Genomic DNA, 15005 nt, shown 5'->3' on the forward strand with positions numbered 1-15005 from the left:
GCAACAGCTCACGGAAGGTGAGCGTCCGAGGCAGGCGCGAGCGCAGCACCAGCGTGTTGACGAAGAAGCCGATCAGCTCCTCCAACCCGGGCTGTTGCCGTCCGGCGATGGGCGAACCCACGCACACATCCTCCTGGCCCGACACACGGGACAGCAAGAGTTGGAACGCCGCCAGCAGGCCCATGAAGGGGGTGATGCCCTCGCGGACGCAGAGGGCGCGAAACCTGTCCGACAGTCGGACAGGAATGTGCACGGGCAGCAGGTCCCCCCGGAAGCGCTGGAGGCCAGGACGGGGGAAGTCCCTGGGCAGCTCCAGGACCGCGGGCGCCCCCGCGAGTTGCTTCCGCCAGTAACCGACCTGCGCGGTGAGGGCTTCACCCTGGAGCCACTCGCGCTGCCACACCGCATGGTCCACGGGTTGGAGCGTGGGCTCGGGAAATGGTGAGGCCAGGCCGCGCAGCCGTGCCCCGTACAGCGTCGACAGCTCCCGGACGGCCACGCCCAGGGACCAGCCGTCGGAGATGATGTGGTGCAGCGTGAGGACCAGCAGGTGCGCACGCTCGTCCGTGCGGACCAGCAGGGCTCGGATCAGCGGCCCGTGGGCGAGGTCGAACGGACGGCGCAGTTCCTCCGAAGCGGCGCGCAGGGCCTGGGCGTCGCGCTCCGTCTCCGGCAGGCCCCGCAGATCGACCACGGGCAGGGACAGCGCCACGCTCGGGTGGATGACCTGTACCGGCTCACCCGCATGGCTCGAGAAGGTGGTCCGCAGCGCCTCATGACGGAGGACCAGGTCAAACAGGGCCTGCTCCATCGCGGACACGTCCAACGCCCCGGTGAGCCACGCGGCCCAGGGAACGTTGTAGAGGGCCGTCCCCGGCTGGAGCTGCTCCAGCAGCCACAGGCGCTCCTGCATCGCGGACAGCGGCAGGGGCCCGTTCCTGGGCACGCGGACGATGGGCGGCGGACGCTCGGACCCGATGGACCTCCGGGCGACACGGATGCGCTCGGCCAGCCGCGCCACGGTCGGATCATCGAACAGCTCACGCAGCGACAGGGACACGCCGAAGTGGGCGTGGATCCGCGCGACGACCCGCGTGGCCAGCAGCGAGTGACCGCCCAGGTCGAAGAAGCTGTCGTGGGCCCCGACGCGGGAGACACCGAGCAGTTCGCTCAGGAGCCCAGCGACCCATTCTTCTTCGGGGTCCCGGGGCGCGATGAAGTCCACGGTCGGATCATTCGCGAACTCGGATCCGGTGGGGTCCGGCAGCGCGCGGCGATCCACCTTGCCGTTGGGCGTGAGCGGCAAGCGCTCCAGCACCATGAACGCGGAAGGAACCATGTACGCGGGCAGGTGCACGCCGAGGAAGGCGCGCAGGAGCGAAGTCACCGGAGCGTCGTCCGCCGAAGCCACGACATAGGCCACGAGCCGACGCGATCCGCCCACCGAGTCCTCTCGCGCGAGCACGGCCGCCTGCCGCACCGACGGATGGCGCAGCAACACCGCTTCGATTTCCGCTGGCTCCACGCGGAAGCCACGCACCTTCACCTGCGTGTCCGCGCGGCCCACGAACATCACCGAGCCATCGTCCAGCAGACGGACCCGGTCGCCCGTCTTGTAGAGCCGAGCGCCGGGGCGCGTGCTGAACGGATGCGGCACGAAGCGCTCCGCCGTCAGCTCCGGCCGTCCCAGATAGCCGCGAGCCAGTCCGTCCCCACCGAGCCACAGCTCTCCCACCCCGCCCGGAGGCACCGGAGCCATGGACCCGTCGAGTACGTACTGCACCGTGTTCGCCAGCGGCCTGCCAATGGGAATGGAAGCAGCGCCCTCCGCCACCTTCGTGACGAGGTGCCACGTGGAGAAGGTGGTGCTCTCGGTGGGACCGTAGACGTGCAGCAGCCGCTCGGGCGGCCCATCGCGAAGGACCTGGCGCACGGGCCTCGGGTCCACCGCCTCGCCACCGAAGTGGAGCTGCCGCAGACCACGGAAGGCGTCCGGCGCCTCGGCGGCCACCTGGTTGAACCAGGCCGTGGTGAGGAAGAGGACGCGGATGCCCTCGTCCTTCAGCCACGTGGCGAAGGCCCTGGGTGCGAGCGCCGTCTCCCGGTCCACGCCGACCACGCGAGCACCGTTCAGGAGCGCGCCCCAGATCTCGAACGTGGCCGCGTCGAACGAGGCGTTGGACGCCTGCGCCACGCGGTCCTCCGGCACCACATGGATGAAGTCCGTCTCCACCACCAGCCGGACCACAGCCTGATGCGAGACACAGACGCCCTTGGGCGTCCCCGTGGATCCGGACGTGTAGATGACGTACGCGGCATCGTCCGGGCCCGCTCCGGACGTGGTGACCGCCTTCGCAGGAGTGCCCTCCAGCGCTGGCTCACCGTCCAGCGCGAGCACCCGCACGCCCTCCGTGGGCAGCACCTCCCGCAGCCCTTCCTGGGTGAGCAGCACCTGGGCCCCGGCGTCCGCGAGCATCCACGCCAGTCGCTCGCGCGGATACGCCGGATCCAGCGGCACATAGGTCGCACCGGCCTTGAGGATGCCGAGCATCCCCACGACCAGCTCAACGGAGCGCTCCACGCAGAGGCCCACGGTGGAGCCGCGCCGGACGCCCAATGCGAGCAACCGGTGAGCCACCTGGTTCGCCCGCGAGTCCAGCCCGGCATACGTGAGCGAGCTCCCGCCGTAGACCACCGCAAGGGCGTCGGGCGTCCGGGCAGCCTGCGCCTCGAACAGCCCATGCACCGTGGCCTCGCGCGGATACGCGGTCGCCGTGGCATTCCACTCAACCAGCACACGGTGGCGCTCCACCTGGGACAGCAGCGACACGTCACCGAGCCGCTGCTCCGGCCTGGCGATCATCTCCTGCAGGAGCGTGCGCCAGTGCGACAGCAGCCTCGCGGCGGCGTCGCCCCGGATGCGCTCCGGTCGGTATTGCAGCTTCAGGCGCAGCGAGCGGCCGGGCAGCGCCACCGCGGTCAACGGATAGTGCGTGCGCTCGAAGACCGTGACGTCGCGCACCTCCAGCCCGGCCACGCCTCGCGAGAGCGCCGCGTCCACCGGGTAGTTCTCGAAGACGAGGAGGCTCTCGAAGAGCGGCGTGCCCCGGGGCACCTCGCTCCATCCCTGGAGGCGGGTGAGCGGGACGGGCTCGCGCTGGTTCAGCTCCACCAACACGGACTGGAGTTCACGCAACCAGGGCAGCAGTCCCACCGCAGGCCGGACGCGGGTACGCACGGGAAGCGAATGGATGAACAGGCCTACGGCCTCCTCGATGCCCGGCACTTCCGCGGGCCGTCCCGCGAGCGTCGTCCCGAAGACGGCATCCTCCCCACCGCCATACCGGGACAGCAACAGCGCCCACGCGCCGTGGACCAGCGTGCTCGGCGTCAGCCGGTGGCGACGCGTGAAGTCCTGGAGCGCGGTGGTCTCCGCTTCGCTCAGTGCCAGCTCGTGTTCGCCCGGGTCGCGCTCGTTCGCGGAGCCACCCTCCGCTGGCAATGGCGTCGGAGCGTCGATGCCAGCGAGCTGTTCCCGCCAGAAGGAGGCCTCCTGCTCCGGGCTGCGCCGACCCCGCCACTCGAAGTAGGCGCGGAAGTCCGCCACGGCGGGAGGACGCCAGGTCCCGCCACGCGAATTCACCGCGTACACGTCGAGCACTTCGCCCAGCACCCGCGCCAGACTCCACCCGTCCAGCAGCAGGTGATGGAAGCTCCAGACGCACCGCCAGACGTCGTTTCCCAGGCGGACCAGTGCCAGCCGCATCAGCGGCGCACGTGACAACTCGAAGCCTTGCGCCCGGTCCTGGCGCAGGAAGAGGGCCATGGCCCGGGACTGATCCTCGGAGGAAAGACCGCGCCAGTCGTCCACGGACCAGGGCACCTCCGCGCGCGAGTGGATCACCTGGAGCGGTTCCTCCACGCCTTCCCACAGGAAGGATGTCCGCAGTGCCGGGTGACGCTCGATGACCGCGTCCCACGCGTTCCGCAACGCGTCGGTATCCAGAGGACCTGCGAGCGTCCAGCTCAGCTGCTCGAAGTACGCGTCCGTGCCGGGCTCCAGCAACACCTGGAACAGCAGTCCGTGCTGGAGCGGCGACAGCGGGTAGCGCTCTTCGCCCAGCTCCGCGAGTTCCGTCAGCGCCCGCACGCAGTCCTGCGCCAGGGTCTCGACGGTCCCGCGCGCGTGCAGCGCCTCGCTGTAGTGCCACGTCAACTCCAGGCGACCGCCAATCAGACGGGCCACCACCTCCAGCACATGGCTCCGCAGGCCACGCGTTCCTTGAGAAGCGCCGGTGGATCCGGAGGCGAGCGTGAACAGCGCCGTGTCACGCGTGCCGGAATCAAGCTGGCCCAGGTAGTTGAAGAGAACTTCTGAAGAGGCGCGCGCATCCCGCAGCGGCGCGGCATCGTCACCGTGGCGCAGGTAGCGCAGCAGGCCGAACCCAAGGCCCCTGCCCACCCGGCGCTCACGTGCGGCACGGACCCGTTCGAGCACCGCCACGGACTCCGAACCCTCCGGCAGTTCCAGCCGCACGGGATACAGCGCGGTGAACCACCCCACCGTGCGCGAAAGGTCTACGTCCTCGAACAGCTCCTCGCGACCGTGGGCCTCGACGTCGATGCGCAGCCGGCGACCGCCGGTCCACCACGCCAGCGCCCTCGCCACGCCCGCGAGCAGCGCATCCTCCACGCCAGGACGCGGTCCGGAAGCCGAAGCCCGCAGCAGCGCACGCGTCACCGCGGGCTCCAGCGCCACCGTGACGGTGCGCTCCGACTCCTGCGTATTCACCCCGTCCGGAAGGTCGCGGGGAAGCAGGGGCACGTCCGCGCCCAGCTCCTCGCGCCAGAAGGACAGCTCCTCCGCGAGGGCCGACGACGCCGCATGCGCCTCCAACCGCTGTGCCCATGCCTGGAACGAAGTCGTCTTGGCCGGAAGCGCCACGGACCCGCGCCCCCCGAGCTGGCGCAGCGCGGTGTCCAGATCCTCCAGCAGCACGCGCCAGGAGACGCCATCCACAGCGAGGTGGTGGATGACCAGCAACAAACGGCCGGTCAGCCCCGCACCCCGGTCGAACAGCACCGCGCGCACGAGACGGCCTTCGCCCAGGTCCAGCCCCGCCTGCGCTTCCGTGGCGATGCGCTCCATCGCCACGGCGTGCTCCGACTCCAGCAACATGGACAGGTCCACCTGACGCAGCGGAACCTCACGTCCAGGCTCCGCGCACGACTGCTCCCAACCCGCCACCCCCAGGGTCAGCCGCATCCGGAGCGCATCGTGATGGTCCACGAGGGCCCGCAGCGCCCGAGCCAGCACCTCGGCGTCCACGGGCTCGCGCGTCTCCAGCAGCAGTGCCTGGTTGAAGTGATGCGCCTCGGGCAGCTCGCGTTCGAGGAACCACCGTTGGATGGGCGTGATCGGAACGGGGCCCACCACCGGCCCCTGTTCGCCCGCGCGTCGGGCACTCACCGCCACCTGGGCCAGACCGGCCACTGTCGGAGACTGGAAGAGCTGCCGTGCCGTGAGGTGGATGCCCGCTTGCCGTGCGCGAGCAATCACCTGCAGCGCGAGGATGGAATCTCCACCCAGTTCGAAGAAGCGATCATTCGCCCCGACGCGCTCCACCCCCAGCACGCTCGCCCAGATGCGCGCGAGCTGGTGCTCCAGTTCACTCCGGGGTTCAACGAAGTCCTCACCGCCAGCGAGCGGGCCCCGCTCCGGCGCGGGGAGCGCGCGGCGGTCCAGCTTCCCGCTGGGAGACAGTGGAAGCGCCTCAAGGGTGACGAAGGCCGAGGGCACCATGTGCTCGGGCAACCGCTCAACCAGGAAGGCGCGCAGCTCCGAAGCCGGAACTTCCGAGGAGACCACGTACGCCACGAGGCGCCGGTCCCCCGGGATGTCCTCTCGCATCGACACGGCCGCCGCCCGCACGGCCGGGTGCTGGGACAGCACCGCTTCAATCTCCCCAAGCTCGATGCGGAAGCCGCGCACCTTCACCTGGTCATCCAGCCGCCCCAGATACTCGATGGAGCCATCCGCCAGGAAGCGTGCCTTGTCACCCGTGCGGTACAGCCGCGCGCCCGGCATGGAGGCGTAGGCATCCGGGATGAAGCGCTCGGCGGTCAGCTCCGGGCGTTGCCAGTAGCCGCGCGCCAGCGGAGTGCCCCCAATGAACAGCTCGCCTGGAACGCCCGTCGGCACCGGACGCAGGCGCGCATCCAGCACATACATCCGCGCATTGGCGATGGGACGCCCGATGGGAACGAGAGGCCTCCGGTCCTCGCGCACGCAGGTCCACGCTGTCACGTCGACCGCGGCCTCTGTGGGGCCGTAGAGGTTGTGCAACTCCGCGCCCACGCACGCGAAGAAGCGATCGCGCAGATCCGGAGCCAGCGCCTCGCCACTGCAGAACACGCGCCTCAGACTGGCGCAGGACTCAGCCAGCGACGGCTCCTCCAGGAAGGGACGGAGCATGGATGGCACGAAGTGCAGCGTGGTGATGCGCTCGTGATTGATGGTGTCCGTCAGGTACGCGGGCTCGCGGTGGCCTCCGGGCCGAGCCAGCACCAGCCGCGCGCCCGTCATCAGCGGCCAGAAGAACTCCCACACGGAGACATCGAAGCTGAACGGCGTCTTCTGGAGGACGCGGTCACTTGCGTCCAGACCGTAGGCCTCCTGCATCCAGTGGAGCCGGTTGCAGATGGCCGCGTGCGTGTTCATCGCGCCCTTGGGCCGTCCGGTGGAGCCCGAGGTGTAGATGACGTAGGCCAGTCCCCTGCCCTCCACCGCCACGTCGAGACGCTCCGCACCCTCGCGCGCCACCGCCTCCCAATCCGAGTCCAGGCACACCACCGCCGCGCCGCCGTGAGGCAGTCCCGCCGCGAGCCGAGCCTGGGTGAGCAGCACCGGTGCCGCTGCATCCGCGAGCATGTACTCCAGCCGCTCGCGTGGGTACTCCGGGTCGAGCGGCACATAAGCCCCGCCCGCCTTGAGGATGCCGAGCAACCCCACCACCATCTCCAGCGATCGCTCCAGGCACAGCGCGACCAACCGGTCCGGTCCCACGCCCAGGGTACGCAGGTGATGCGCGAGCTGGTTCGCACGCCGGTCCAGCTCCCGATACGTGAGTGCTTCGCCTTCGAAGCTCACCGCCACCGCATCCGGCGTGCGGTCCGCCTGCGCCTCGATGAGCCGGTGCAGGACGTCCCCTTCCGCACGGGGGCGCACGGTGTCGTTCCACTCCACCAGGATCCGGTGCTGCTCCTCTGGAGGCATCAGTGCCAGGTCGCGCACGCGCTGCTCGGGATCGTGCACGCCCGCGTCCAGCAGCACGCGCAGGTGCCCCAGCAGGCGCGAAGCGGTGGCCGGCTCGAACAGGTCGGTGCTCAGCTCCAGATTCGCGACGAAGCCCTCCGCGGTGTCCGTGAGGATGAGCCGAAGGTCGAACTTCGCCGTGTGACTCTCCTGTTCCAGGACGCGCAGCCGGAGGCCCGGCATCGCGATCTCCGGCAGGGGGTCCTCCTGAAGCACGAGCATGGCCTGGAAGAGCGGGCTGCGGCCCAGGTCGCGCTCGGGCTGGAGCGCCTTCACCAGTTCCTCGAACGGCGCGTCCTGATGCGCGAAGGCGCCCAGCACCGTCTCCCGAGCCCGGGCAATCAGCTCCCGGAAGGAAGGCTCCCCGGCGAGTGACACCCGGAGCACCAGCGTGTTGACGAAGCAGCCGATGAGCCCTTCCAGCTCGGTCCGGTCGCGACCGGCCACCGGGGTGCCGACGCACAGGTCGTCCTGACCTCCCTCACGGGACAGCAGCGCGGAGAAGCCCGCCAGCAACACCATGAAGGGCGTAGCACCCTCGCGCTGGGCGAGCGCCTTGAGCCCACGCGACAGCTCCGCGCCCAGGAGCACGCTCCGGTTCGCGCCGCGACTGCTGCGCACCGCGGGACGCGGATGATCCGTGGGCAGTTCCAGGGCCCGGGGCGCGCCGGCCAGCCGGGCACGCCAGTACGACAACTGGGCCTCCAGTGTCTCGCCGCGAAGCCAGGCACGCTGCCACGCCGCGTAGTCCACGTACTGGAGCGGCAACTCCGTCAGCGGCGAACCCTTGCCCTCGGAGAAGGCGCGGTAGAGCGCCGCCACCTCGCGCACCAGTACACCCAGGGACGCGCCATCCGTCACCAGGTGGTGCAGCACGAGCAGGAGTACATGCTCCCTCGCTTCCAGGTGGATCAGCGTGGCCCGCAGCGGCGGCCCCGAGCCGAGGTCAAAGGACCGCAGGGCCTCCTCCCGCGTCCGCCGTGAAAGCGCATCCGCACGGGCAGAGCCAGCGATCGCCGACAAGTCGACCCGAGTCAGCGAGAGCCGAGCGTCGGGAGCGATGCGCCACGAGGGAATGCCATCCTCGTCACGGAAGGTGGCCCGGAGGACCCCATGGCGCCGGACCACCTCACGGAGGCAGCGCTCCAGCACCTGCGCATCGAGCGAGCCCTCCACGCGGACGGCCACCGCGTCGTTGTAGGCGGCACCGCCCGGTTCAAGCTGTTCAAGGAACCACAGCCGCTGCTGGGCGAACGACAGGGGCAGCGAACCCTCGTGCGCGCGAGGCACCAGTGGGGGCACGCGAGACATCACCCGGGGGAGCGAATCCAGGCGCGCGGCCAGTGCTGCTGGGGTCGCGGACTCGAAGAGTTCGCGCAGGAGCAGGTCCACCCCGAACGACTCGCGGATCCGGGACGCAGCGCGAGTGGCGAGCAGCGAGTGCCCGCCCAGCGCGAAGAAGTCGTCCTCCACGCCAACCCGCTCCACTCCCAGCAGCGAGGCCCACAGCTCCGCCACGCGACGTTCCGTCTCCGTCCGAGGCGCCACGTACTCGCGAGCCACGTCACGGGCGCCCTCCGGAGCAGGCAGCGCCTTGCGGTCCACCTTCCCATTGGGCGTCAGCGGGAGCGCCTCCAGCACAACCACCGCCGAGGGCACCAGATGCTCAGGCAACGACCGCCGGGCGAAGGCTCGCAGTGCCTCCACCGAAAGCGCCGCATCCGGCCCGGGCACGACATACGCAACCAGCCGGGCACTCCCGGGCACATCCTCCCGAGCCACCACCACCGCCTGCGCCACACCCGGGTGACGAACCAGCGCGGACTCGATCTCTCCGGGCTCCACACGGAAGCCACGGACCTTGAGCTGGTGGTCCACGCGCCCCAGGAACTCCACCGTCCCATCCGACCGCCACCGCGCGCGATCACCCGTCCGGTACATCCGAGCACCGGGGTGGCCGCCAAACGGATCCGGCAGGAAGCGTTCGGCGGTCAGCTCCGGCCGAGCGTGGTAGCCCCGGGCAACTCCAGCACCGCCAATGAACAGCTCACCGGGCACGCCGATGGGCGCGGGCAGGAGCGCCGCATCCAGCACGTACAGCGAGGTGTTGGCGATGGGCGTGCCAATGGGAACCGGCCCCGGCGCACCGTCCACACGATGCGTGGAGGACCAGATGGTGGTCTCCGTGGGGCCGTACATGTTGATCAGGGCACCACCCACGGTGTCGCGCAGCCGTGCCGCCAGCTCGGGCGGAAGCGCCTCGCCTCCCACCATCAGCCGCTCCAGGCCCGCGAGCGCGCCCGGCGCACCGGGCTCCAGCAGAAGCGCCTGGGCCAACGAAGGCGTGCACTGCAGGTGGGTGACACCGTGCCGCTCAAGCTGCGCGGTCACCGTGCCGCCGTCCTGCGCCTGGAGGAGGAAGTCCCGCTCGGAGCGCTGCCGCACGGCATCCAGCGCGGGCAGGCTGGCGAGCACCGCGTCCGTGTCCACGCCGAAGTCGATGAGGCACGCGACCTCATCCACGCCCAGCGACTCGATCCGGGCCACCTGCTCACGACACGTGCGCGGAGTGCCGAAGAGCCCGGCTCCCTCGAAGAAGCGCCCGAAGGCGCGCCCCACGAGCGCTTCCAGATCCGCCGGAGGAACAGAAGCCGGATCCAGATCGAGCCCGAGCGTCCGCCCCAGCCCGCGCATCAGATCCGCGGAGGTGCTCAGGTAGCGGCGCAGAGGACCTTCCACCGTCTCGCGCACGCGCTCCAGGTCATGCCCCACGAACGTGTGGAGCATCAGCGTCACGTGGCCCTCGCCCTCATGGCCCGCCTCGCGCCAGGCCTCTCGGTACAGGGCAATGCGCTCCTTGAGTTCTTCCCAGCGCTGGCCCAGCAGGTGCGTGAGCACGCCCGCGCCCAGCTGGCCCGCCTCGCGGAAGGTGTCCGGATTGCCGGCGGCGGTGAGCCACACGGGCAGCTCGCGCTGCACGGGAGTCGGTCGGATCCGAATCTCCACCGGGTTGCCAGTGCCGTTGGGCAGGCTCAGGGCCTCGCCACGCCAGAGCCGCCGCACGGTGTCCAGGTCCTGGCGCGATTGCTCGCGACGGTCCGCATACCGGGCCGGAGCGAGGACGAAGTCATCCGCGTTCCAGCCCGGAGCCACGGAGATGCCCACGCGCCCCCTGGAGATGTTGTCGACGAGCGACCACTCCTCCGCGACGCGCACCGGGTGGTGCAGTGGCAGGACGACGCTGCCGGCGCGGATGGCCACGCGCTCGGTGATGGCGGCGAGGGCCGCGCCCGTCAGGGAGGGGTTGGGGTAGAGCCCACCGAAGGAGTGGAAGTGACGCTCCGGCGTCCACACCGCCTCGAAGCCATGGCGGTCCGCGAAGCGCGCGGACTCCAGCAGCAGACGGTAGCGCTCCGCGCCCGAATCACCCTCGTCCGCGGCGAAGTAGAAGAGGCTGAAGCCCAGGGGCTTGCGACGCGAACGGGTCGCCCGGCGAGGTGCGGCCCCCAGGCTCCCCTGCTCTCCCTGCACGACGACCTTGAAGCCACGCGCCAGCGTCCAGAGCAGCTCCAGCACGGAGATGTCGAAGGACACGCTGGTCACCGCGAGCCAGGTGCCCGGCATGGCGCCCACGCGCGTGTCCATGCCCGTGAAGAAGCTGGCCACGTTGCGGTGCGGAATCAGCACGCCCTTCGGCCTGCCCGTGGAGCCGGAGGTGTAGAGGACGTAGGCGAGGTTGTCGGGCCCCACGTCACACGAAGGCACCGCCTCCGCCTCCCCCGGAGCATCAAGCAGCACCACGGTCCGTCCACCGAACGGGAGTGCTCCCGCCAGATGTCGGTGCGCGAGCACCACCGAAGCGCCGGAGTCCTCCAGCATGAGGGCGAGCCGGGCCTCGGGGTACGAGGGATCCAGCGGCAGGTACGCACCGCCCGCCTTGAGGATGCCCAGCAGCCCCACCACCAGCTCCGCCGAGCGGTCCGCGCAGAAGCCAACGATGCACTCCGGCCCGACGCCCTGTTCACGCAGGCGCCACGCGACCGCGTTGGCCCGCCGGTCCAGCGCGCGGTACGTGAGCACCTCGTCACCGCACACCACCGCGACAGCTTCGGGAGTACGCGCGGCCTGGGCCTCGATGAGCGTGTGGAGACACGCATCCGGGAAGTCCGTGCGCGTGTCGTTCCAGTCCAGCAGCACCTGACGACGCTCGGGGTCTGGCAGGAGCGCAAGCGAGGAGAGCCGCTGATCCGGATCCGCGACGATGGACTCCAGGAGCACGCGCAGCCGAGCCACCAGCCGAGCCGCGGTGTCCGCATCGAAGAGGTCCGTGGCGTACTCGAGCCATCCGTCCAGACCCTGCGCGCCCTGAGCGAGGGACAGGGTCAGGTCATAGGGCGTGGCGCCAGGATCGATGTCCACGCGACGGGCGTCCAGACCGGGCAGCGCGAGTCCGGCACCGGGCTCCGGCTGGAGCACGAACAACACCTGGAACAGTGGAGCACGGGTGCGGTCCCGCGCGGGCTGGAGGGCCTCCACCAACCGCTCGAAGGGAACATCGCGGTGGGCGAATGCGTCGAGCGCAACCTTTCGGGTCCGCCCCAGCACCTCACGGAAGGAAGATGCTCCGGAGAGGGACGCGCGAAGGACGACAAGGTCGAGGAAGCAGCCAATCAGCCCTTCCAGTCCAGCCCGCTCACGTCCATTGACGGGGGTCCCGACACAGAAGTCCTCCTGGCCCGAGTGACGTGCGAGCAGCACCTCGAAGGCCGCCAGCAGCGTCATGAACAACGTGGCGCCTTCGCTGCGGCCCAGTTCCTCCAGCCGGGCCGTGAGCGACTCCGGAAGATTCAGCGCCACGCGGCCACCACGGTAGGACGGCGTGGGTGGACGAGGACGATCCGTCGGAAGTTCCAGCGCGACGGGAACACCGGCCAGCCGCGCCTTCCATCCGTCGAGCGAAGCGGCCAGCGCGCTGTCCGTCTCACGCTCCCGCCGCCAGCGAGCGAAGTCGGGATACTGGAAGGACAGAGGGGCCAGCGAAGTCCCGCCCCCGTAGAGCGCGCTCAACTCCCGGGCCAGGATGCCGAACGAGGCTCCGTCGGAAGCGATGTGATGCATCACCACGACGAGCAGGTGCTCGCGCGCTTCCAGTTGGCTCAGCGTGACCCGGAACAGCGGCCCGCGCACGAGGTCGAAGGAAGCACGCGCTTCCTCGCGAGCCAACAGGAGCGCCGCCGCCTCGCGGTCCCCCACCGGAAGCTCGCGGAGATCCACACGCCGGAATGAAGAAGCCGGTTCAGAAGCGGTCACCTGCCAGGGAGTGCCATCCTCCTCACGGAACGTCGCCCGAAGCGCCTCGTGCCGAAGAACGAGCGCCGCGAAGGCACGCTCCAACGCCACGTCATCCAGGGCTCCCGTGAGCCGGACCGCCGCAGGGAGGTGATACGCGGGGCTCCCACGCTCCAACTGCTCGAAGAGCCACAGCCGCTGCTGCGCGGACGAAAGCGGAGCGGGCTTCCCCTCCTCCGCGCGGATCAGCCCCGTGCCAGTTGCTTCACCACGCGCCGCGAAGACCGTGCGCGCGAGCTGCGCCACGGTAGGCCCCTGGAGCAGGACCTCCATGCGCAGGACGGTGCCCAGGGATTCGACGTCATTCGCAAGCTCCACGGCGCCCAGCGAGTCCAGACCGAAGGACGTGATGGGCATGTCCCGCGCCAGCGTCTCCGGACGCACGCGGAGCCGCGAGGCGATCCGCGCCAGCAGCCACGTCTCCAGTTCCTCCACGGTGACCGGTTCGGCAGCGACAACAGGAGCACTTCCCTCCCCGAGGGAAACCTCCGCGTCCGCCTCGCGCCAGGTCAGCAGCGCCCGAGCCGTCCCCGCCAGCAGCTCCGCCCGACAAGCGCGACGCTGGATCTTCCCGCTGGACGTCTTGGGCAGAGCGCCCGGCTCAATCAGGACGAGCGTGTGGAGCTGCACCTCGTGCGCCTCGGACAGGCCCCGGCGGACGGCGCCCACCACGTCGTCCGCTGTCCACGGCTTGCGAGGATCCACCTCGTACATCACCGCGAGCCGCTCCTCGCCGCCCACCTCGATGGAGAACGCCGCGCCACAGCCGGGCCGCAGCGCGGGGTGACTCCGTTCGAGCGTCAGCTCCAGATCCTGAGGGTGCAGGTTCCGGCCTCGCAGGATGACGAGGTCCTTGCGGCGACCCGCGACGAACAGCTCACCATCCCGCATCAGGCCCAGGTCGCCGGTGCGCAGGAACCGCCTCCCATCCTCCGAGTCCGCCAGGCGCGCGCCGAAGGCCGCCTCGCTCTCCTCGGGTCGCTCCCAGTAGCCCTGGGCCACGCTCGGGCCGGAGACCCAGATCTCCCCCACCCGTTCGGGGGGGCACGGTCGCCGCGTCTCCGGGTCCACCACCAGCAGCGTCTGATCCGGCAGCGTCCGGCCACACCCCACCAGCGGACGAGCACCGGAGCCTTCAGGGGCCTCCAGGGCTTCATTGCGCTCCAGCGCCGCGGAGTCCCAGGTGCGGGTGAGGACACCCTCTCCCTTGCGACCGCCAGAGGCGATGAGCGTGCCCTCCGCGAGCCCATAGCAGGGATAGAACGCCTGGCCCTGGAAGCCCGAAGGCGCGAAGGCCTCCGCGAAGCGCGTCATGACTTCCGGGCGGATGGGCTCCGCGCCGCAGAACGCCAGCTCCCATCGTCGAAGGTCCAGGCCCTCGCGCTCCGCAGGAGGCACCTTGCGCACGCACAAGTCGAAGGCGAAGCACGGACCGCCACTGATGGTGCCACCGAAGCGGGACAGCGACTCCAGCCAGAAGCGAGGGCGGCGAAGGAACGCGAGCGGCGACAGCAACGCCACGGGGAAGCCCGCGTACAGCGGCTGGAGCACTCCGCCGATGAGGCCCATGTCGTGGTACGGCGGCAGCCAGATGACACCCACGCTGTCCGAGCGGACTTCGAACGCGTGGGAGATCAATCCCAGGTTGTGCAGCAGGTTACCGTGGCTGAGCTGTACGCCCTTCGGATCGCCCGTGGATCCGGAGGTGTACTGGAGGAAGGCCAGCGTGTCCGACGTGGGAGCCGGGCGCCGCCAGCCCGCTTCGGTCCCTTCGGGCAGCGCATCGGTGGCGACCCAACGCAGGGCCGCCAGTTCGGGGGCACCCTCGAAGAGCCCCTCACCCATCTCCTGGATGAAGGACGTGGTGAGCACGACGCTCGCGCGGGCGTCGCGGATGATGGCGCGCAGCCGGGGCAGCGTCCGATCCAGGCGCGTGGGGTCCGGGGGATAGGCGGGCACGGCGACCAGCCCGGCGTACAGGCAGCCAAAGAAGCCCGCGACGTACTCCAAGCCCGGCGGGTAGAGGAGCACCGCCCGCTCGCCCGCCTTCGCCAGTGACTGTAGGGCGGCGCCGATGCGCCGGGCCCGCAGGTCCAACCCGGCATGGCTCAGGACCTCATCGTCCCCGCCATCTTCCAGGAAGGTGTAGAGGGGCCGTTCTCCGAGAGCGTGGGCCCGTGTTTCGAGCAGCTCCAGGAGGGTCGCGGCTGGGGAGGTTCGCGCGGAGAGAGGTGCCATGGTGCGGGGCGGGTGAGAGGCCTGGATCCCTTCGCTGGAGAGCGGCGCGCAGCATAAGCTAAGGGCGCTCGGAAGCCGGTTCTCGTACTGGCGGAAGGAACCG

Annotated in this window: 1 protein-coding gene (cut by a window edge); it reads right to left on the reverse strand. The window is 70.3% G+C overall.

Going from position 1 to position 15005, the window contains the following annotated elements; translation table 11 throughout:
* Positions 1 to 14902, reverse strand: the 5' portion of a protein-coding gene (locus D7Y13_RS01145) for a non-ribosomal peptide synthase/polyketide synthase (protein WP_120582310.1). The gene continues 2300 nt to the left of window position 1, outside the view; 14902 of the gene's 17202 nt are visible here — the first part of the coding sequence; it begins with the start codon at positions 14900 to 14902; its stop codon lies beyond the left edge, outside the window.
* Positions 14903 to 15005 lie beyond the last annotated feature (103 nt).

The sequence above is a fragment of the Corallococcus praedator genome, assembly GCF_003612125.1.
In the GTDB taxonomy this organism is placed as follows: Bacteria; Myxococcota; Myxococcia; order Myxococcales; family Myxococcaceae; genus Corallococcus; species Corallococcus praedator.